This is a genomic window from Allobosea sp. P1_A7 (assembly GCF_056406775.1).
Window position 1 is genome coordinate 37759 of sequence record NZ_JBFTZN010000005.1, and the last position, 19492, is coordinate 57250.

Consider the following 19492-nt stretch of genomic DNA (forward strand, 5'->3'; position numbering starts at 1 on the left):
AGTCTGACGGCTTCAACCAGCCAGAACGCGCCGGGCCCTGTCCGGCGCGTTCTGCTGCGAGGCAGCGGTACCGTCAGCCATGGGCTCGAGCCAGCCGCGATAGTGCACGACCGGTCCGATCAGCGGCAATGCGATCGGGACATCGAAATGGAAGCGGCCATCCTCCTCCCATTCGCGCGCCAGCGAGCGAGGCGCCAGGGCAAGTGGCAGGGGGACGGGGCCCAGCCACCAACGCTTCAGCTGCATCGCGAGCCCCTTGTCGTCAGCGAGCAGATCGAAGCCGAAGCGCAGCGGGCCAAAGCGCTCCATGAGCAGTCGCCCCTGCCGCGACAGCCGGCTGCTGAAGCGGTGGCCCGAGAAGTCGCGAATCCAGGTTTCGACGCCGCCATTCTCCGCAAAGGCGACGTGCAGCCCATGCTCCCCTTCAGGCGGAAAGCCGAATAGGGCCGCTATAGCGCGTGCAACCGGGTTGTGCCCGCGCGTCACCATCGCCCGTCCATGGGCGCCGCGATCGCGGAGGACAGTGTGGATCGCGCGGAGGGCCGCAGGCAGGGTCGCGAAGGCATCGCCGAGGACCCGGGCATAGAGCGGGGGAGGCTGCGGCAGCTCTGCCATCTCGTGCCGGATCGCCAGTTGCGTGAAGGCCGGCTCGAACTCTGGCAGTGACAGCATCTCGCCGGCATCGCGGGCCCCGGCTGGAACGTCACGCCTGGCGAGCCTGTCGACGAGGATTGCGGCCGCCAGGCCTGGAATCTCCGGACCATCGCCCTTGCTCGCGATCAATGTCCATCGCCGTTCGACAGCCCGGCCGTCAGCGTACCCGAACAGTCGAACCATCATGCCGGAGCGATCGCTGCCCCATGAAGAGCTCAGCCGCTGCGCTTGAAGGACCAGGGGCGCAAAGCGGGTCAGGTTCCCGATCCAACCCCATCGAACAGGCCAGCTTGCCAGCCAAAGCGCACGGTTCTGCCAGCGGAGCTCGGTGCCGGCTCTAAAACTGACGGAGGGCTTTCCCGGAAGGCGATCGGGCAGGAGAGTGAGATCGGGCACATCTGCCAGGGCCACGAGGCGGCCTGCAAGAGGTGGCTCGCCGGCGATCGTGAAGTCTTCGCGCCTGATGTCCTGCCAGCCAAAGCCGTTCGTCCGGCGCGCTGCGCGCCAGAGCGGGATCGGCTTGCCGATATAGGAGAAGATTGCCTTCGTGACCGAAGCGCCCGCGGTCGCGCGGTTAGAGGCGCTGATCGCGAGCTCGACGGCGCGGACCTGATCCATACCGTCTGCGAGGGCGCGAACCACAGCGCCCGACAAGGCAGGGACGCTGGAGGCGCCCGAGACGACGACCACGTCGGCGGCCAGGGCCGCTTCAGCGAGAGACCCGATGCCGGTGACGAAATCGCGCGCATCGGCGATGTCGAGATAGTGGCACCGCGCGGCGATACAGGCGCGAGCGACCGCATAATCCAGGCCCTGAAAGGGGCCTGCGGCGTCGATCAGGACAGCAGGGCGGTGCTCGGCGAGCGCCAGCGCGATATCGCGGTCCCGGTCCAGGAGAAGCGGGGTGAGGCGCGGTCTGCCAGCGCAGAAGCGTTCCGCCTTCTCCAGGCTGCGCCCGGCGACCAGGACTTCGTGCCCCGTATCGGCCAGCCGCCGCGCGATGCGGGCACCGAAGCCGCCATAGCCACCGAGCAGGAGAACCTTCACAGGATGCGGTCCGCCATATCCGGGGTGGGGCGCCAGCAGGTTTCGCGTCGGCCGAACCAGCGATAGCGATTGCGGGCAACAAGGCGATAGAGCCGGTCGCGGAGCGGTCGTGGAATGACGCGTGCCGCCAGTGCGATGCGCCAGGGCCAGCCCAGCCCTGCCGCAATGGCGATGACAGCGTCCGACCGGCCCAGGATTCGCCCGCCCTCGATCAGCAGCATCGTCTCGAAGTCCGACTTGGGAAGGCCGAGGCGGTGATAGAGTTCCTGGCCAAGGGGCCCTTGCGCGGTGGTGAGCGTGAAGCGGCGTTCATGGTCATTGCGCATGACGAATTGTGCCTGTTGCGAGCACATCACGCATTCACCGTCAAACACGATCACGCGCCTGCCTTGGGTCTGCGCCTCGATTGCGTCGCCCAGCGTGATCGCCGCTGGGGCGGGCAGCCCGAGCCGTTTCAGGGGTGCGCCGATCAAACCGCTGACCATCGCCGCCAGGATGGCAGGGGCCGGCCAGATCCGGGCGAGCGGCCCGACGATCCGATCGCGGAGCAGGGGCAGGATCCGGCTGTCGGATTGATAGACCGGCGTGAACATCGCGCTCATGGTCTGATAGAGCCGGACATGTCGGCGACGCGCGGCGATGGCAAAACCTGGCGCAATCGTCGTCTCGTTCCCGTCGCGCAGCGCCTTTGCGAGCGCGAAGGCGTCGAGCAACGCCATATTGGCTCCCTGACCGAGCTGCGGGCTCGTCGAATGCCAGGAATCGCCGATATGGATCAGGCCAGGCTCCGTTGGGACGGGCGTGGTCCTATGGGCATAGCGTGCGAAAGTCAGTTGATCCGGCGTTTCGATCTGCGCGAGCAGGGGCGCAGTTGCCGGCCATAGCTTGAGGACGTCCGCCTTCCACGCCGCAAGTCCGGAGCGCTGCCAGTCCGAGAGACGGTCGCAGCGCAGCGACCAGAAGAAGGCTGCCTTTGCGGTCGGCGCTTGGGCCAGCCGGCCGATGGGTAGGACCCCGACCATCGTGCTCGCGCGGATATAGCGCTGTTCCAGCGTCGCCATGTCGAAGCCCGCGTCGTCGGGCCAATCGAGGCTGGCCCAGAGCGCGCCATAGGCCAGCGGCCGGCCCTGATGGCGCGCGAGCGGGCTCATGGTGCCAAGGGCATCCACGACAAGGTCGAAGGGCTCCGTCCGTGTGCCGTCGGCAAAGATGAGCGCGCGCCTGTTCGCCCCGACGATTTCGCTCGAGGCCACGCTGCGGCCTCCCTCGATCGCAATTCCGGCCTCTCGTGCGGCGTCGTGCAGGATGTCGAACAGTGCAGCGCGATGAATGCCGATGCCATGGCCGGCATCCTGCCCAAGTGCCGCATAGCGCACGTCGAGTACGATGCGCTGCGACGGTTCGGCGCGCCCGAAGAGCCGGTCGATCCTGGCCCCCGCCGCGAGGGTGGCTTCGGCGAGCTTCAATTCCCGGAGGACGGCGAGACCGGTCGGCTGGATCATCAGACCGGATCCGACCGGACGAGGCGTCTCGAAGCGCTCGAACAGCCTGACGCGATGTCCGTCGCGATGCAGCATCAGTGCGGCCGCCAGCCCTGCCGGGCCGCATCCCGCTATCGCGATATCCTTGGCTGGCATGAAACCCGACTTGGAGGAAACTGAACCCTTGCACGATAGGCAGGGCGAACCCCGCCGGCAACGGGGCATGCCGCTCGTTTCGCCATTCGGGGGCCGCAACCTGTCCGTGCAATGTTCCAGCAAGCCAACGCGCCGACCACTCCAGGTGATTCACCGTGGAGATTGGGGCGATGCATCTCAGGGAAGAACGATCAGCGGGCCTCGCGGGGCGCGCGTTGCATGCGTATCTGAATCTCGTGGCGCAAACCACGCGCTTCAAGCCGGTGATCCCCGGCGCGCGGCCCTGGGAGCGCAGCCGCGAACCGTTCATCGCCATGACCTGGCATGGCCAGCAGATGTTGAGCCTTGTCGCCCTGGACGGGGCGCCCAAGACAGCCGTGCTGGCCTCGCTCCATTTCGACGGTTCGGTGGTCGCCTCGGCGATGGAGCGCGCCGGCTACCGCGTCATTCGCGGCTCGGGCACGCAGAGCCGGCTGAAGATCCAGGCCAAGCGCGGCGTTCCGGCCTTCATCGAGATGCGCGACGCGCTGCGCGGCGACACCAGCGTGCTGTTGACGGCCGATGTGCCGAAGGTTTCGCGGGTTGCCGGCAAGGGGGCCATCCAGTTGGCGCGGGCGTCGGGCCGGCCGATCTATCTCTTCGCCGCAGTGACGACGGCACGCGTCGATCTCGACAATTGGGACAAGGCCAGCATCGCCTTGCCGTTCGGACGCGGGTGCGTGGTCTGGTCCGAACCGCTCTATGTCCGGGCATGCGCCGATGAACGCGAGATCAACCTGACTGCGCTGGAGATCACCGCCCGGCTCGACGAGTTGCATGCCCTGGCGCATCAGCATCTCGGACATCGCGCCTGACGCGCGCGAGGCGTTCGGTCCGACCGTGCTCGTCTTCCTTTTAGCGTCGGCCCGGCGGTGGGCAATCGGCCGGGTTTGCGCAGATGTTTGCAGGAGGGCGCAGGACGCCGCGATCATTCGCAGGCTCGATGCGGATGCGGCTGAGTTCCCCCGACAATCGCAGGCCGAGCCCGGAGGAGATCAACACGATCCGGGCTCGGTCGGAGGCGAGRACCATCGCATTGGCGCCGGCCACAAAATGCGCGCCGCCGCCGAGGCTGGCATAGACCCCGAAGACGTCTTCATGTCGGTCGAGGCCGTAGACCAGCATGATCACCCGCCCGTAATCGGCCCCGAGCCCGATCCCGACCGAGAGGGCCGACCATGTCACCGGGGAGGGCATGCCGTCGGCGAAGCGAAGCTCACCGACGCCGTGTCGGCCGCCAACGACGAAGGAGCCACTGACCTCTCCGCCGACAATATAGGCGTTCGGCTCTCCGAAGAGCGAAAGGGAGCGCTCCACGGGGATGCTGACCGTCTTGGAAGCGGTGTCGAAGGCCCGTTCGACGAGACCCAGAATGTCGCGCCCCGGGGCGGTCGGCAGTTGCCCCGGCCTGATGGTCTCCTCAGCCCGGGCGCCCTGCGTCAGGCAGAACAGCAGCGCGAGCATGGCGGCCAAGGCGAAGCGCAAGCGCAGCTCTCCCGATCTGGCTCTGTGCGCACTCATGAGACAAGCAGACTCGAGGGAGGGTTGAACGAAGATGGGGATGCAGTCCATGGACATGGACTGCGGGCGCGGTCCCCGGATTCGCAAGCCATAACCGCACAGAGGCTCCGTGACGATTCATAGCTCGACGAGCACCACGACAGTGAAGCGCCTGACGCCCCAGCGCAATCGGGTGCTGTCCGATCCGTGCGCGGCAAATCTTCGCTCCGGGGGCTGCCGGTGATCTCGCTCTCACGCGCCCTGACGATCCGGCTGACGCTTCTCGGCTTCGCCCTCTTCGCGGCGGTCATCGCCGCTGTGCTGGCCTTTACTTTCATTACCGAGGATCCTGGGGCGCTACGCAACGATGTGACCTCCGAGATCATTCGGCAAGGCGTGCGTCAGACTGCGGCTGACGGGTTGCGGGTGGAGAAGACGCCGACCCTGATCAAGATCGAGAGCGCCAGCCCCAGACTCTGGTATCTGGTTTCCGACGGACGGTCCGTTGTCGAGTATGCCCCAGAATTGCGGCCGAGCCTTCCCATCGATGTCAGGCTCGATGGACCGACGATTGCTGCGCAGATGCGGGTCGGTGGTGGCGGCGACAACGGCCTGGCCTTCGACATCATCGAGATGGAAGGCAGCCGCGTCATCGTCGCGACGGGCGGCGGACGTCCGGGATGGGACCTGATTCTTGCCTATTTCCTGCGGGCCATCGCGATTCCGGCGCTGGTCATCTCTTTCATATTCGGGGTCATCATCGCCTCGGCGATCGCCATGTCGGTCTCCTATATCACCGCGCGGCTGCGGAGTGCGGCCGAAGCTGCGGCCAGCATCGATCCCAGGGCGCCGCGAGGCCTGCTGCCGACACAGGAAACGCCGGTCGAGCTGATGCCGCTGACGACGGCGCTGAACTCAGCGCTCGACCAGATCGCCAGCAACATGGATGTGCAACGGCGCTTCATGAACAACGTCGCGCACGAATTGCGCACGCCGCTCGCCGTCATGCGGACCAAGATCGACACTGTTTCCGATGGCGTCGTGCGCACCGCATTGGCGACCGATGTGAACCGGCTGACGACGATCGTTTCGTCGATGCTGCAGCTCGCCCGGCTGCACAGCACCGATCTGCCGTTCGAGCCGGTTCAGCTCAACAGCGTGGCCCGTGACGTACTCGTCGATCTCGCGCCGCTGATCCTGCAGAACGCGATCGACGTGGCGCTCGAGGAGGAGGGCGACGACACGCGAACGATCATGGCCAACGAAGCCACGGTTCGCGCCGCGGTGGCCAATCTGATCGACAACGCACTTCGTCATGCCCAGGCGAAATCCAGCATCATCGTGCGGGTCATCGATGGCGTCGTGCTGGAAGTGGCGGATGACGGGATCGGCATCGCGGCAACCCAGCGTTCGGAAGTGACGGAGGCGTTCAACCGCATGTCGCCGCGCTCGACCGGAGCGGGGCTCGGCCTCACCATCGTACAGGACATCATGACCGCACATCGCGGGACATTGACCGTCCTGGCGACGCGCGGCGGTGGCACGACCGTCCGCCTGCTGTTCTCTGAAGGAGAATGACGGGCTCAAGCATCGGCCCGAAACGGGGAATGCGGAGTTCGGGAAAGCCGATGCAAGCACGGACGGCCAGATCATCAGGCCCGATACGATATCTGGACTGATGATCTGGGTCGATTGGTGACAGGGACCGAGCCCGGCGGCCTCACACGGGCTGTTCGGACTTCCTCAGGATGTAGCCGATGCCGCGCAGCGACGAGATCTCGACATTCGCGGCAGCCTCCTTGAGCTTGCGGCGCAGCCGCGAGATCTGGGCTTCGAGCGTGTTGGACTCGATCAGGTCATCGAAGCCATAGACCGCTTCGATCAGGACGTTGCGGGTGACGACACGCCCGGCGCGCTGGACCAGCGCTTCCAGGATCAGCGCCTCGCGCCGTCGCAGGTCGAGCGGAACGGCCGAGACCGAGGCGTTGCGACCCTCGATGTCGATCGAGAGGTTGCCTGCCGAGATCACCAGCGAGCGGCCGGGATAGCGGCGCCGCGCAATGACCCTGATGCGGGCGATCAGCTCGCCCGGTTCGAAGGGCTTGACCAGGTAATCATCCGCGCCGCCATTGAGGCCGTCGATCACGTCGGATTTCGCATCTCGCGCGGTCAGGATCAGGAAGGCTGGACGGGGTTCCGCCGTCTTCATCGCCTTGACGATCGACAGGCCGTCGCCGTCCGGCAGACGCCGGTCGACGACGGCGATGTCGAAGGGCGCCGTTTTGAGGGCGGCCAGCGCCGCTTCGACACTGCTGGTGCGGTCGACAATAAAACCTGCACCAAGCAGGAGGGACGACAGGAACGACATCAGCTCCGGTTCGTCTTCGACAATCAGAGCGCGCATGTCGTTCCTGCCGTAGGCCATGGCTGGAACGCGTCGCAGAAAAGCTCGGGGCAGCTCTTCAAACGCATCACATCCCATCCATGCTCATGAACGGCCCTCTGGGCCGTAGGTTATTCGGGCCCGGAGCGACCGGGCCCCGGATAGTCTAGCGGATCAGAACCGGTAGTTCACACCGGCTTTGACCAGATGTTCATTGACACCGACCTTGGTGCGGGCCGAGCCGAACTGGAAGTTCTGCTTGCCGAGCGAGACGTAGTTGTACTCGACCTTAGCCGACAGGTTCTCGGTGATGCCGTACTCGACGCCGCCGCCGAGGACATAGCCGACCTTGCTCTTCGTCTTCGAGATCCCGTTATTCGTCGCCTTGATGTTGCCATAGGCAAGACCGCCGGTGGCATAGACGAGGACGCGGTCGAAGGCGACGCCGGCGCGGGCCTTGGCGGTTCCGACATAGCGCGTGTCGGCGCTGGTGCCGACGGTGCTGCGCGACGAACCCTTGCCGAAGCCGTTCATCGAGATATCGCCCTCGAGACCATAGACCATGCTGCCGGTCTGGACGTTGTAACCGATCTGGCCGCCAAGCAGCGTCTCGTTGCGGCTCTTCCTGGTCACTCCTGTGAAGCGGTCGAATGCGCCGCCAGCGTGAATACCGGCATAGACGCCGTTCCAATTATAGCGAAGCGGCTGGCTGTGGGTCGGCCATTGCTGGGTGCGCGGCACCGGGCGATCCGCCGCAGCCGCTGGGACCGCAAGCACTGCCAGCAGGCAGAGGCTCATGATCGGGATTGAACGATGCATCGATAACTCCTCGCGGCAGCCGGGGGCCTCGCCGCGTCTCCTTGCTCCCGAATCCGTGGATCGGATCAGTCGAACACCGCGCAAATTGCTGGTGAAGATTACGGCAACGTTGCCCGCCATGTGTGCAGCGGCGGAAGCGCTGGGATGGTGAACGAAGGCTTATCGCGCAGGGGCGGTGCGCGGGCGCCTGGTCCCGATCCAACGCCGGACGCGGCGCTGATAATCGCGATAGGGTTCGCCGAGCGAGGCTGCGAGCACGCGCTCCTCGATCCTGACCTGCAGGGCGATCGCCGCGAATAGCGCCAGCGTCAAAGCAATCTGGATCAGATTGGGCAGCACGATGAAGAGGCCGGTGAACAGGACGGCCTGGCCGACGAAGACCGGATTGCGCGAGATCGCGAAGGGACCGCCATCGACGATGGGTCCAAGCTCGCCCTCGGCCGCGCCGATACGCCAGGACACGCCCATGAAACGCTGCGAGATGATGGCGATGCAGGCGCCGACGACAACAAGAAGATGGCCGAACACGTCGAACCAGGGACCGTCGAGCCAGATTGCCAAAGGGTCGGCCTTGATCGGGTTGCCGAAGATCGCCAGGCCGAGGGGCCAGAGCACGCCGCCGATGAAGGCGATCCGGAAGAGCAGGGCCGGCACGCCCTGCGGCTCCGAGCCCTTGCCGAACAGCCAGATCGGCCGTCCGGCCTCCTTCGCCAGGATGGCCGACATCGCGAGGAAGCTGATGACGTAGACCACGACCATCAGATAGCTCGCGATCTCCATCGGACTCATGGGCAGGCTTCCGTTCCCTTGATCAGCCGGCCTTGCCTGCGTCGAAACGCAGAAGGCGCAGTGCATTGGCCGTGACGATCACGGTCGCGCCGGTATCGGCGAGGATCGCGACCCAGAGCCCGGTATAGCCGAGCACGCTGGTGACCAGGAAGACCGCCTTCAGCCCGAGCGCAATCGTGATATTGGTGCGGATATTGCCCATCGTGGCCCGCGCCAGCCGGATCATCGCAGCGATGTCGCGCACGCGGCTCTTCAGCGCCGCGCCATCGGCGGTCTCCAGGGCGACATCGGTGCCGGACCCCATGGCGACGCCAACGGATGCTGCCGCGAGCGCCGGGGCATCGTTGATGCCGTCGCCGACCATCATCACAGGCGCGTCGGCGCCGAGCGCCTTGATCGCCGTGACCTTGTCGTCGGGCATCAGCTCGGCCTTGTGATCCAGGCCGAGTGCGCGGGCGATGGCCGCGCCGGTGCGGGCATTGTCGCCGGTCAGCATGATGGAGCGGACGCCGAGATCCTTCAGCTCTGCGACCGCTGTCGCGGCATCGGCTCTGGGCTCGTCGCGCAGCGCGATCAGGCCGGCGAGAGCGCCGTTCGCGATCACGGCCGCCACTGTCTTTCCAGCCGATTCGAGCTGTTCGACCGCAGCGCTCGCCTTGGCGTCGAATTCGGCGCGCCTGGTCGCGTGACGCGGTGCGCCGACGAAGATCGAGATGCCATCGAGCGTGCCGGTGACACCCTGGCCGGGGATGGCGGCTGCCTCGGAGGCGGGGCGGATCGCGATGCCATCCTGCTTCGCACGTGCCAGAACCGCCTCTGCCAGCGGATGGCTCGAACCGCTCTCGACCGCAGCGGCCAGGGCGATCACATCGGCCTCGGTCTTGCCGAGGCTGATGACCTCGGTGACGCGCGGGCGCCCCTCGGTCAGCGTGCCGGTCTTGTCGAAGGCGACGATCCCGGTCTTTGCGGCGCTTTCGATGACGACGCCGCCCTTCATCAGCAGGCCCTGTCGGGCGCCGGAGGAGAGCGAGGCGGCGATCGCGGCTGGAACCGAGATGACGAGCGCGCAGGGGCAGCCGATCAGCAGCAGCGCCAGGGCCCGATAGATCCAGACCGCCCATTCACCCCCGAAGAACAGCGGCGGGACGAGTGCGACGGCGAGCGCAAGACCGACGATCGCAGGCATATAGACGCGCGAGAACCGGTCGATGAAGCGTTCGGTCGGTGCGCGTCCTTCCTGCGCCTCTTCGACCAGCCGGATGATGCGGGCGATGGTGTTGTCCTGCGCCGCCTTGGTCACCCGCACACGCAGCGCGGCTTCGCGATTGACCGAGCCCGCAAAGACCGGTTCGCCGACGCCCTTCGTCTTCGGCACGGATTCGCCGGTGACCGGGCTCTCGTCGATCCCGGAGATACCGTCGGTGATGTCGCCGTCGGCAGGGATGCGGTCACCCGGACGGACGAGGACCGTCTGTCCGATCGCGAGCTTGGCCGCATCGACCTGGCGGGTTGCGCCGTTCTCCTCGACGAGGGCGGTCTTGGGAACGAGGTCGCCAAGCGCGCGGATCGAGGCACGCGCGCGATCGGCGGCGACGCCCTCGAGGACCTCACCGACGGCGAAGAGGAAGACGACGAGGGCCGCCTCCTCCGCTGCGCCGATGAAGAGCGCGCCGGCGGCAGCGATCGTCATCAGCATTTCGATGGTGAAGGGCATGCCGGCGCGGGCGGCGGCGAAGGCGCGGCGTGCCACGGGAGTGACGCCGATCACGCAGGCGAGAATGAAGGCCCAATGGGCTGCGGCCGGCCAGATCAGGCCCGCGGTCCAGGCGCCGCCGAGCAGGGCGCCGGTGCCGAGAACGAGCCGGCCCTTGTTGGTCTGATACCAGGAGACGCCCTTCGGCGTCGCTTCGTGAACATGGCCGGGCAGGCCGTGCCCCTGGTCAGCCGTTCGTGCCGCAGCTTTCGCTTCGCCTGCATCCGAACGGGCATGCGCGTGGCCGTGATCATGATCATGGTGGCCATGATCGTCATGGGAACAGCCAGGGCCGTGAACATGCGCCGGCTTGGGTGCGGCGTGGCTGTGATGATCATGGTCGTCATGGGAGCATCCGGGACCGTGAACATGGGCCGGCTTGGGTGCAGCATGGCTATGATGGTCGTGGGCCTCGGAGCCATGATCGTCCCCGCATCCTCCGGGCGCAGCGGTCTCAGCGACGGGCGCTGCTTTCGCCTGGATCGAGGTCGTGGTGTAGCCAAGGCTTGCGACGCGCTTTTCGATTGCCGCCGGCTTGGTGCGGCTCTCGTCGAGGGCCAGCGACAGCGTCTCGGCCATGACGGAAAGCTTGACCTCGCTGACGCCGGGCAGGCGCTCCACCGCGCCGCGAATGGTCGCCGCGCAGCTTGCGCAGTCCATGCCGCCAACCTTCCAGCTCAGGAGCTGCGGCTTGGCTTGGGCAGTGCTGGACATGACTTGTCTCCGCTTGACGGGCTTGTGAGACACCCCATGTACAATCTGGAGTGACTAGAGGTTCAAGAGGGAAATCATGCTTGAGGCAAAAAAACTCGAACGGGTGGTTCCGATCGGCGGACTTTCCGATCGGACCGGCGTCAAGGTCGAGACCATTCGCTATTATGAGCAGGTCGGGCTGCTGCCGCCACCCGAGCGTTCGGAAGGCAATCAGCGCCGCTACGGACGACGCCATATCGAGCGGCTCGCCTTCATCAAGCACGCGCGAGATCTGGGTTTCCCCGTAGAAGGCATCCGGACCTTGCTCCGCCTCTCCGACAATCCGGCGATGGCCTGCGATGAAGCCCATGCGATCGCGGTCAGCCATCTCGACGAGGTCCGCGACAAGATCGCGAAGCTGCGCTCGCTGGAGACCGAGCTCGCTCGCATCGCCACCACTTGCTCGGGCGGCGTCAAGGCTTGCGACTGTGCGATCATCGAGGCCTTGGCCGATCACGGACAATGTCGCCACGGTCATTGACAGGGTTGAGCCCGAACCGTCCGGGATTGCCGGCGGTTGCCGAGCATTGCGCGACCGGAGGACCGGGGGTCGACAGCCACTGGCGCTTGCTCCGGGCTCAGGAGCCGTCCTTGGCGAAGGCCAGGGGGATCGCAGTTGTCGACTTGAGCTCCTCCATTGCGAACATGGAGGTCACGTCGTTGAGGTCGACGCGTGAAATCAGCTTCTTGTAGAGGGCGTCATAGGCCGCGATATCGGGCACGAAAGCCTTGAGCAGGTAATCGATTTCGCCGCTCATCCGATAGAAATCGACGATCTCGGGCAGGTCGGCGACGGCGGCGTGGAAGCGCTCGAGCCACTCCATCGAGTGGCGGCTCGTCTTGACCGCGATGAAGACGGTTACGCCGGCTCCCAGCCTTGTACGGTCGAGCAGCGCCACCCGCTTTCGAATGAGGCCGCTGCCTTCCAGCTTCTGCACGCGGCGCCAACATGGAGTGGCCGAGAGGCCAACCTCTGCGGCGAGCTCGGCCAGCGGCATGCTGGCGTCCCTCTGCAGGCAGGAGAGAATTCTGAGATCGAACTCATCCAGCTTGGCCATGGTCCCTCATGCGATCGCGCGATCCGGTTGCCCATTTGATCATGGAATGGGTAACAAATTTCAAGGACAGAGAACAAATTGGTATGAGTTTCTAGAAGTGGGGAATTTTTGACCGAGATCGCAAACGCGTTTCCCGTCTCCCGAGTTATCCTTGCTGCAAGCGATGGAGAGGGGAGTTCGCGTCATGCAGGGGTTTTTGAGCGAGGGCAGGCGCGCAGACGTGCTGCAGGTCCTACGGACGGATAGCGGCACGCTTTCCCGCGATTACCTCAAGGCGGCCCGCGCGGTGCTCGAAGAGATCGTTGCCAATCCGGAAGCCATTCTGCGCCTGCCCCTGGAGCGCAAGCCCGGCAGCTATGCCCGGAACCTTCTCGTGGGTGACGATGGCGTCAGCGTCTGGGCGATGGTCTGGAGCCCCGGCGCAGCGACGTCGATCCACGATCACCATTGCTCCTGCTGCTTCGGGGTGGTCAGCGGAACGGTCACCGAAACCTGGTATCGCGCCGTCGACGAGAGCCGTGCCGTCCCCACCCAGGAGCATGCGCGCATGCCGGGCTTCGTGGGCTGCATGCTGCCCTCAGGTCCCAATATCCACCGCATGCAGAACCGCGGCAGCACGGACGCGATCTCGATCCATATCTACGGCTTCGATCATCAACGCCACGCCTCGTCGATCGAGACTGAGTTCACCGTCCTGACGAACTGAACTGCGCTGCAGGCGAGCGCGGCCGGCAGGGATCGAGACTTAGGCCAGGCGCCTCGGCCGGCGGACGGCTCTCACCTTGCCGCTGTTTCCGCCTCCGCAGAAGAACTGATCACCGCCATCGGCCTCGAGCCCTGACACGCCCATGCCGGGCGGCAGATCGAGCACCTCCAGGATCTCTCCCGTTCGAGGGTCGACTCGTCTCAAGTCGCTCTCGTCACCGTCCCAGGTGCCGTGCCAGAGTTCCTGGTCGCTCCACGTGACTCCGGTGACGAAGCGATTGGATTCGATTGTGCGAAGAATCGTCCCGGTCTCGGGATCGATCTGATGGATCTTGCGGTCCCGGTACTGCCCCACCCAGAGTGTCCCTTCGGCCCAGGCGAGCCCCGAGTCGCCGCCGCCGCCCGGAGCGGGGATCGTCGCAAGGACATGACCGGTCTTCGGATCGATCTTCTGAATGCGGCTTTCGGCAAGCTGAAACAGGTGTTGGCCGTCGAAGGCCGTTCCGGCATGTGCTGCCACCTCGATCGAGCGAACCGTCTTCCCGCTGGCAGGGTCGAGCGCGCTCAGCTTGTCGCCGGACGCGAACCAGACGTGCTGGCCATCGAAGGTCAATCCGTGGACGTGGTCGACACCCGGAAAGGGACCATACTCACGGAGAATTTCGGCTGCTGATTTTTCCATGCCTCTCATCCTAGTCGCTTGGCAGCGGAGCGGGGAGTAACAAGGTTGTCGTGAATCCCGGCATCGGCGGGGTGATCCAGCGCCGCGCCCGTCCGTGACCGAAGGATTGCACCTTTCCGGTTGCCGCAAGCGCGTCCAGCGCCCGCTGCACGGTCCGCTGGCTGGCGCCAAGCGCAAGCGCGAGCGCGGAGCTCGACCACGCCTCACCATCGGCAACGAAAGCCAGCACGTCCGCATGCCGTTCCTCAACGGGCCGGGCCAGGACGGCGACATCGCCAGCGTGGTGCAGCGCTAGCGAGAAGCCTTGTTTCGTCGCGCTTAAGCCGGCCAGCCCCCGCAGCAATCGGCGCAGCCGCCCAATTTCGACCCGCAACCGGGCGCGGTGCGATTCGTCGGCCTGCTTCGCTCCGAAGGCCCGCGCGACGAGCATGTCGCGCGATACGTCCCCAGGCCACGCTTCGGCCAGTGTCCGTGCCAATGCGAACAAGACCGGGCGGGTGGCGAGTGAGACAACCCTGTGCGGGGCGCGCACCACATATCGGCACGCATCCACCACGAGAGCATCCGACGCCTGCAGCGCCTCGACATCCTGGAGCAGGAGCGGGCGCTCCTCGCCACGCGCGATCAGCCGTGCTGCCGTTGTGCTCAGCAGGAGGGCCGCGCTTTCGACCTCTGCGGTCAGCGCCGGGATACCGGCAAGGCGCGCCGCATCTTCGGCATGCGCAAGCGCAACACGCGCCGCCTTCGTCCGGAGGCGTCGCATCGCGATTCCTGCCGCCACCAGTTGGTGGACGGTCCGCGATGCGGGCGGAAGGGGGATGGGGTCGAGTTCGGCAAGCTTGCGCTCGGCCTCGTCGAGGCGCCCGATCAGCAGGAGCCGGCGCACCTCGAGATGCCGCGCATGGGCGCCGTTCAGCCGGTCACCGTGCTCCTCGAGTGTCGCGCGCGCTGCATCGAGCGCCTTCGCAGGCCAGCCGAGGTCGCGGGAGGCGAGCGCGATCTCGGCCTCGGCGACAATGCACCGTGCTCTCGCCACGGCCTCTTTCGGGCCGAAGGAACGGGCCGCGCGCCGCAGGAGACCCTTCGCCCGAACGAGATCCCCGAGCTGGGCCATCGCGATGCCCCGCAGCGCGAGCGCGGGCGCATCGTCGCGCAGCGCAACCCGGTTCAAGGCGCCGAGGGGATCGCCTGCGGCAAGCGCGCGCGCCGCCGCGGTGATCAGAGAGTCCATCGGAATCCCGTCACATTTGTCACTCCCACCCCTCGAGGCGCTGTCCCTATCAATCTCATCACCGCCGACCACCCGTCGCTTCGCAAGAGGGGCGAGCGGCGAAGGTCACCTGACGACAGGAGCTGCGACAATGACGATACATATCACCGGGACGCGTGAAGAGTGGCTGGCCGCCCGGCTCGGGCTGCTCGATGACGAGAAGGACCTGACACGGCGCAGCGACGAACTGGCGCGGCGGCGCCAGGAACTGCCCTGGGTGCAGGTCGACAAGGAGTACCGCTTCGAGACCGATGATGGCAGCGCCGCACTGACGGACCTCTTTCGAGGGCGCTCGCAACTCCTCGTCTATCATTTCATGTTCGGGCCCGACTACAAGGCGGGGTGCCCGTCCTGCTCTGCAATCGCCGATGGGTTCAACGGCTTCTACCTGCACCTCGCGAACCACGATGTGACGCTCACGGCGGTGTCGCGGGCGCCGCTCACCAAGCTGCAGGCCTACAAGCAGCGGATGGGGTGGACGTTTCCCTGGGCATCCTCGGCCGGCGGCGACTTCAATTACGACTTCAACGTCTCGTTCACCGAGGACGTGCAGCGCGCGGGGGCGATAGACTACAACTATCGGCGCAGCGGTTTCGTAATGGACGCACTGCCGGTCACGGGCCCCGTCGCCGATTTCGCGGCCATGTCCGGGACCGATGTGCCGACATATACGCGCGACAGGCCGGGCATGAGCGCCTTCGTGCGCGACAATGGCGTCGTCTACCACACCTATTCCACCTATGCGCGCGGGGTGGATGGCATCTGGGGCATGTATCCCTGGCTCGACCGCGCACCCAAGGGGCGCAACGAGGCCGGTGGTCCCTGGTGGCGCCGCCACGACGAATACGAGCAGGGGTGAGTGAGGTCATGGCGATCCGTTCCGAAAGCGGCGGCGTGGCGGCTCACGGTGCTGCCGACTGGCTATGCCTCGCGGCAGCGCCGACCTTCGCGGTCATGGCGCTGCTCACCGGCATGAATGGCGGTAGTCAGCTGGATATCCTCTGCACGGCCGCACAAGGCGCATCTCCGTTGAACGGAATGGTGCCGATGTACGTGCTGATGAGCGCTTTCCACATGGCGCCCTGGCTGAAGCTGATCGCCAGTCGGCAGGAGCGGCGGCGCACGCTGAGGACTTGGCGCTGACGTTCACGATGACGATGGCGGACACCGGCCATAATGCCCGAGTCCGGCTTTGCGCCACAACGGCCTCCCTGCGGGGGGCATCAAGCGATTTCGTGCCGTTGGTATCCGCTCGCACGCCGGTGCGCGGGCGGTTATCCCCGCCGGAGCTCACTCGGGCATCGCGTAAGCCGCGCGGTCGATGCCGTGACGGGCGAGCTTGTCGTAAAAGGTCTTGCGCGGGATGCCCAGCATCTCGAGGGTTGCGCGGACATCGCCGCGATTGGCTTCCAGCGCCTCGCGGATCAGGTTCGCTTCGATCGCGGTGAGGCGCTCGGGCAGGCTGGAAGGCACTGCATCCTTGCGCGCCTGCGCAGCCGGCATGTCGCCGGAGAGCCCGAGCGCCACGCGTTCGGCGAAATGGACCAGCTCACGGACATTGCCCGCCCAGGCATTCTCGACCAGGTGGCGCTCGACGCTGCGGTCCAGCGCCGGCACCTCGCGCCCGTATTTTCGCGCCGCCCGGGCGAGGAACTGGGCAAAGAGCAGCGGCACGTCGCGGCGCCGCTCGCGCAGGGGAGGGATCCGCAACGTGACCACGTTGAGGCGGTAATAGAGATCCTCGCGAAAATCGCCGCGCTGCGCGGGGTCGCCGAGATCGAGCTTCGTCGCGGCGACGACGCGCAGGTCGACGCGGCGCAGGTCGTTGGAGCCGAGCGGCGTGATCTCGCGCATCTCCAGCACGCGCAGCAGCTTGACCTGGGCCGCGGGCGGCATGCTCTCCAACTCGTCGAGGAAGAGCGTGCCGCCGCTGGAATGTTCGATGCGGCCGAGCCGCCGCTTCTGCGCGCCGGTGAAGGCCCCGGCCTCGTAGCCGAAGAGCTCGCTCTCGATGACGCTCTCGGGCAGCGCGCCGCAGTTCAGCGCGACGAAGGGCTTGTCACGGCGGCGACCGAGCCGATGCAGCAGATTGGCGACGACCTCCTTGCCCGTGCCGGTTTCGCCGAGCACCAGGACGTCGACATCGACATCGGCGAGATCGCGAATGGTCTGGCGCAGGCGCAGGATGGCAGGCGCCTCGCCGAGCAGCGCGGTCTCCTCGTCGGAGCTGGCGGCAAGCGCGCGCAGGCGACGGTTCTCGATGATGAGCGCGCGCTTCTCCACCGCACGGCGCAAGGTCTCGACCAGGCGCTCGGTCGAATAGGGCTTGGCGATGAAGTCATAAGCGCCTTCGCTCATCGCCTCGACCGCCATGGCGATATCCGCATGACCGGAGATCACGATCACCGGAATGTCCGGATCGAGGGCGCGCAGTTGCCTGGACAAGGCGATGCCGTCCATGCCGGGCATACGTACATCGGTCACGACGACGCCGGCATAGTCCGGGCCGATACGGTCGAGCGCGGCCTGGGCCGAGCCCAGGGGCACCGCACGGAAGCCGGCGAGGCGCAGCGCCTGCGCATTGGCGTCACGCAGATCGGGATCGTCATCGACGAAGGCGACCTCGATGATGCTGTGGGTGCTGTCGGGACCGGTCATGCGGCTCTCTTCAGGCTTATCGTGAAGGTGCTGCCTTCTCCGGCGCGGCTGGCGACATTGAGCGTGCCGCCGAAGGCCGCGACGATGTCGTGGGAGATCACCAGCCCGAGGCCGAGGCCGCGCGATTTCGTGGTGCGGAACGGGGTGAAGAGCGCCGCCAGGGCCTCCGCGTCGAGCCCCGGTCCGTTATCGACGATGGCGATCTCGACGTGCTCGGCTTCAGTCGCGATGCTGATGGCGAGCCGCGGTGCCTGCCCGTTCCGCTGCTGGGCCATGGCCTCGACGGCGTTGCGCATCAGGTTGACGAGGACCTGTTCGAGTTCGACCGGGCGGGCAAGCACCGAGACCGGCGGGGTCAGCGCCGGGACCACCGGCGTGACGCCGGCCTGGCGCAGCGCGGCATCGAGGATCATCAGCGCGCCGTCGATCGCCTCTCGAAGATCGACCGGCCCAAGCGGCCCCCCGCCGCGCCGCGCGAAGCCGCGCAGCGTGTCCGTGATGGTGCCGATCCGCTCGGTCAGCCTGACGATCTTGCCGAGCGCGCCGTCGACGCTGGCCGCATCCGTGCGCTCGAGGAAGGCGCGGGCATTCTCGGCATAGGTCCGCATCGCGGCGAGAGGCTGGTTGATTTCGTGGGCGACGCCGGCCGTGACCTGGCCCAAGGTTGCGAGCCGGTTGGCCTTTGCCAACTCCTCGCGCGCATCGGAGAGGCGCTCCTGCGCCCGCGTGCGCTCCGCCATCTCTTCGACGAGCCGGGCATTCGCTCCGGCGAGCGCGGCGGTGCGCTCGGCGACGCGCCGTTCGAGCTCGTCCTTGATCCGCGCCTCGGCGCTGCGCCGGATCGCCTGGTCGACCGGGAGGAGCACTTCGAGCCTCCAGTCGGTGGTCGGGATCGGGATACCCGAGGCGACATGCGCTCCGGCAACAGCGCCGGTGCCGCGGACAATTTCGCCCTCGCGCTGCAAGGGCAGCAGCGTCAGCGGCGCGGCGCCGAATTGCAGGGACTGCCGGATCTCAGCTGCCGTCTGTGGGGCCAGGGCCTCTTCGACCCGGAAGCGCCAGTCCGCAAATGTGGAGAGCAGCACGACGCCGCGCTTGTCGACGACGAAGGTCTGCCCGCCGAGCGCCCGCCAATCGGCCTCGACCTGGTCGAACTCGACCTTGACCACGATCACGCCGAGCGCGGTCTCGCCGTCATCCACGCGGCTGGTGATGTAGAGGCCGGGGCGCTTGCTGACTGTGCCGAGCGCAAACTGCTCGGCCGCGCCGCCGGAGACGGCAGCGCTGAAATAGTCGCGGAAGGCGTAGTCGTTGCCGACAAAGCTCGTCGGCTCGCGCCAGTTGCTCGCGGCGATCGTGATCCCGTCCTTGCCGAGCACATAGATCACGGCGGCGCGGGTCTCGCGCGCGATCGCCTCCAGCTTGCTGTCGAGGGCCTGCCTGTCGCCATCGACCAGGGCCGCGCGCACATCGGGATCGCGCGCCAGGATGACCGGCAATGCGCGCTGCTTCTCCAATTCGCCGCGCAGGATCGCGAGCGCCAGCGTGCCGGCATCCTCGGCGCGAGCGTGCGTGGTCGCGATGGCGCGGTTGCGGCCGATATCGCCGGCGATCACGAAGGCGACGACGGCGATGACCGCGACAAGCAGCCCGAAGGCGATCCAGGGGCGCCTGGCCGCCCAGCGGTCGCGCTCTTCCGGCGGGGGTATGGTCATGTCCCATCATGTGCGGAAATCCGCACAAAT

At 66.6% G+C, this 19492-nt stretch carries 18 protein-coding genes; 6 read left to right on the plus strand and 12 right to left on the minus strand.

The annotated features are described in order from the left end of the window. Window positions 1-12: 12 nt before the first annotated feature. Window positions 13-1701: an SDR family oxidoreductase gene (locus AC1D34_RS01600; RefSeq protein WP_476823319.1), complete on the minus strand. Its 1689-nt coding sequence runs from the start codon at window positions 1699-1701 to the stop codon at window positions 13-15. Continuing rightward, complete coding sequence (locus AC1D34_RS01605; protein ID WP_476823320.1) at window positions 1698-3338, minus strand: DCC1-like thiol-disulfide oxidoreductase family protein; 1641 nt, start codon at window positions 3336-3338, stop codon at window positions 1698-1700. Before AC1D34_RS01605 ends, AC1D34_RS01600 begins: the two co-directional genes overlap by 4 nt. A 170-nt stretch (window positions 3339-3508) precedes the next feature. Between AC1D34_RS01605 and AC1D34_RS01610 the strand changes: the two genes are divergently transcribed. Further along, window positions 3509-4192 (plus strand): lysophospholipid acyltransferase family protein, encoded by a 684-nt coding sequence (locus AC1D34_RS01610; protein ID WP_441507248.1) that lies wholly within the window; start codon window positions 3509-3511, stop codon window positions 4190-4192. Window positions 4193-4232: 40 nt separating this feature from the next. On the opposite strand, the gene AC1D34_RS01615 is transcribed toward AC1D34_RS01610, so the two are convergent. Continuing rightward, entirely contained in the window at window positions 4233-4862 is a 630-nt protein-coding gene (locus AC1D34_RS01615) for an EipA family protein (RefSeq protein ID WP_441490169.1), read from the minus strand. 222 nt (window positions 4863-5084) lie between these two features. On the opposite strand from AC1D34_RS01615, the gene AC1D34_RS01620 reads away from it, so the two are divergent. Then, window positions 5085-6455 (plus strand): sensor histidine kinase, encoded by a 1371-nt coding sequence (locus tag AC1D34_RS01620; RefSeq protein ID WP_476823321.1) that lies wholly within the window; start codon window positions 5085-5087, stop codon window positions 6453-6455. Window positions 6456-6597: 142 nt separating this feature from the next. On the opposite strand, the gene AC1D34_RS01625 is transcribed toward AC1D34_RS01620, so the two are convergent. The 4 genes from AC1D34_RS01625 to AC1D34_RS01640 all read right to left on the minus strand — a co-directional run bounded on the left by AC1D34_RS01625 (window position 6598) and on the right by AC1D34_RS01640 (window position 11335). Beyond that, a complete protein-coding gene (locus tag AC1D34_RS01625; protein WP_441507245.1) occupies window positions 6598-7281 on the minus strand; it encodes a response regulator transcription factor in 684 nt (227 codons plus the stop codon). A 153-nt stretch (window positions 7282-7434) separates the two neighbouring features. After that, the gene (locus AC1D34_RS01630; protein ID WP_476823322.1) at window positions 7435-8079 is read right to left on the minus strand and encodes an outer membrane protein; all 645 of its coding nucleotides are present in this window, start codon (window positions 8077-8079) and stop codon (window positions 7435-7437) included. Window positions 8080-8238: 159 nt separating this feature from the next. After that, the gene (locus tag AC1D34_RS01635) at window positions 8239-8868 is read right to left on the minus strand and encodes a methyltransferase family protein (RefSeq protein ID WP_441507243.1); all 630 of its coding nucleotides are present in this window, start codon (window positions 8866-8868) and stop codon (window positions 8239-8241) included. Window positions 8869-8890: 22 nt separating this feature from the next. Next, window positions 8891-11335 carry a heavy metal translocating P-type ATPase gene (locus AC1D34_RS01640; protein ID WP_476823323.1) on the minus strand — a complete coding sequence of 815 codons (2445 nt, stop codon included), beginning with the start codon at window positions 11333-11335 and terminating at the stop codon, window positions 8891-8893. 103 nt (window positions 11336-11438) lie between these two features. Here AC1D34_RS01640 and AC1D34_RS01645 point away from each other — a divergent pair, with 103 nt between their 5' ends. Then, window positions 11439-11855, plus strand: a complete 417-nt coding sequence (locus AC1D34_RS01645; RefSeq protein WP_441490493.1) for a MerR family transcriptional regulator — start codon at window positions 11439-11441, stop codon at window positions 11853-11855. Between the two features lie 97 nt (window positions 11856-11952). Here AC1D34_RS01645 and AC1D34_RS01650 read toward each other — a convergent pair whose 3' ends face one another. Then, on the minus strand, window positions 11953-12423 hold the full coding sequence (locus AC1D34_RS01650; protein WP_441490492.1) for an Lrp/AsnC family transcriptional regulator: 471 nt from the start codon (window positions 12421-12423) through the stop codon (window positions 11953-11955). A gap of 193 nt (window positions 12424-12616) precedes the next feature. Here AC1D34_RS01650 and AC1D34_RS01655 point away from each other — a divergent pair, with 193 nt between their 5' ends. Beyond that, window positions 12617-13138, plus strand: coding sequence for a cysteine dioxygenase (locus tag AC1D34_RS01655; RefSeq protein WP_476823324.1), 522 nt, complete (start codon window positions 12617-12619; stop codon window positions 13136-13138). Between the two features lie 39 nt (window positions 13139-13177). Here AC1D34_RS01655 and AC1D34_RS01660 read toward each other — a convergent pair whose 3' ends face one another. After that, window positions 13178-13819, minus strand: a complete 642-nt coding sequence (locus tag AC1D34_RS01660) for a Vgb family protein (protein WP_476823325.1) — start codon at window positions 13817-13819, stop codon at window positions 13178-13180. Between the two features lie 10 nt (window positions 13820-13829). After that, a complete protein-coding gene (locus AC1D34_RS01665) occupies window positions 13830-15050 on the minus strand; it encodes a helix-turn-helix domain-containing protein (protein ID WP_476823326.1) in 1221 nt (406 codons plus the stop codon). Between the two features lie 130 nt (window positions 15051-15180). Here AC1D34_RS01665 and AC1D34_RS01670 point away from each other — a divergent pair, with 130 nt between their 5' ends. Together AC1D34_RS01670 and AC1D34_RS01675 are read left to right on the plus strand one after the other, a co-directional pair. Beyond that, window positions 15181-15948: a DUF899 domain-containing protein gene (locus tag AC1D34_RS01670; protein ID WP_441507239.1), complete on the plus strand. Its 768-nt coding sequence runs from the start codon at window positions 15181-15183 to the stop codon at window positions 15946-15948. Between the two features lie 8 nt (window positions 15949-15956). Then, on the plus strand, window positions 15957-16232 hold the full coding sequence (locus AC1D34_RS01675; protein ID WP_476823327.1) for a hypothetical protein: 276 nt from the start codon (window positions 15957-15959) through the stop codon (window positions 16230-16232). Between the two features lie 147 nt (window positions 16233-16379). Here the strand turns inward: AC1D34_RS01675 and AC1D34_RS01680 are convergent, their stop codons facing one another. Then, the gene (locus tag AC1D34_RS01680) at window positions 16380-17747 is read right to left on the minus strand and encodes a sigma-54-dependent transcriptional regulator (RefSeq protein ID WP_476823328.1); all 1368 of its coding nucleotides are present in this window, start codon (window positions 17745-17747) and stop codon (window positions 16380-16382) included. Next, window positions 17744-19462 (minus strand): sensor histidine kinase, encoded by a 1719-nt coding sequence (locus tag AC1D34_RS01685; protein WP_476823329.1) that lies wholly within the window; start codon window positions 19460-19462, stop codon window positions 17744-17746. Before AC1D34_RS01685 ends, AC1D34_RS01680 begins: the two co-directional genes overlap by 4 nt. Window positions 19463-19492: the final 30 nt, after the last annotated feature.

Bases quoted from the DNA above. Each gene is read 5' to 3' on its own strand.
- AC1D34_RS01685 (WP_476823329.1), bottom strand. From the start codon at position 19,462: ATGACCATACCCCCGCCGGAAGAGCGCGACCGCTGGGCGGCCAGGCGC.
- AC1D34_RS01640 (WP_476823323.1), bottom strand. From the start codon at position 11,335: ATGTCCAGCACTGCCCAAGCCAAGCCGCAGCTCCTGAGCTGGAAGGTT.
- AC1D34_RS01630 (WP_476823322.1), bottom strand. From the start codon at position 8,079: ATGCATCGTTCAATCCCGATCATGAGCCTCTGCCTGCTGGCAGTGCTT.
- AC1D34_RS01660 (WP_476823325.1), bottom strand. From the start codon at position 13,819: ATGGAAAAATCAGCAGCCGAAATTCTCCGTGAGTATGGTCCCTTTCCG.
- AC1D34_RS01665 (WP_476823326.1), bottom strand. From the start codon at position 15,050: ATGGACTCTCTGATCACCGCGGCGGCGCGCGCGCTTGCCGCAGGCGAT.
- AC1D34_RS01670 (WP_441507239.1), top strand. From the start codon at position 15,181: ATGACGATACATATCACCGGGACGCGTGAAGAGTGGCTGGCCGCCCGG.
- AC1D34_RS01675 (WP_476823327.1), top strand. From the start codon at position 15,957: ATGGCGATCCGTTCCGAAAGCGGCGGCGTGGCGGCTCACGGTGCTGCC.
- AC1D34_RS01625 (WP_441507245.1), bottom strand. From the start codon at position 7,281: ATGCGCGCTCTGATTGTCGAAGACGAACCGGAGCTGATGTCGTTCCTG.
- AC1D34_RS01605 (WP_476823320.1), bottom strand. From the start codon at position 3,338: ATGCCAGCCAAGGATATCGCGATAGCGGGATGCGGCCCGGCAGGGCTG.
- AC1D34_RS01610 (WP_441507248.1), top strand. From the start codon at position 3,509: ATGCATCTCAGGGAAGAACGATCAGCGGGCCTCGCGGGGCGCGCGTTG.
- AC1D34_RS01680 (WP_476823328.1), bottom strand. From the start codon at position 17,747: ATGACCGGTCCCGACAGCACCCACAGCATCATCGAGGTCGCCTTCGTC.
- AC1D34_RS01655 (WP_476823324.1), top strand. From the start codon at position 12,617: ATGCAGGGGTTTTTGAGCGAGGGCAGGCGCGCAGACGTGCTGCAGGTC.
- AC1D34_RS01635 (WP_441507243.1), bottom strand. From the start codon at position 8,868: ATGAGTCCGATGGAGATCGCGAGCTATCTGATGGTCGTGGTCTACGTC.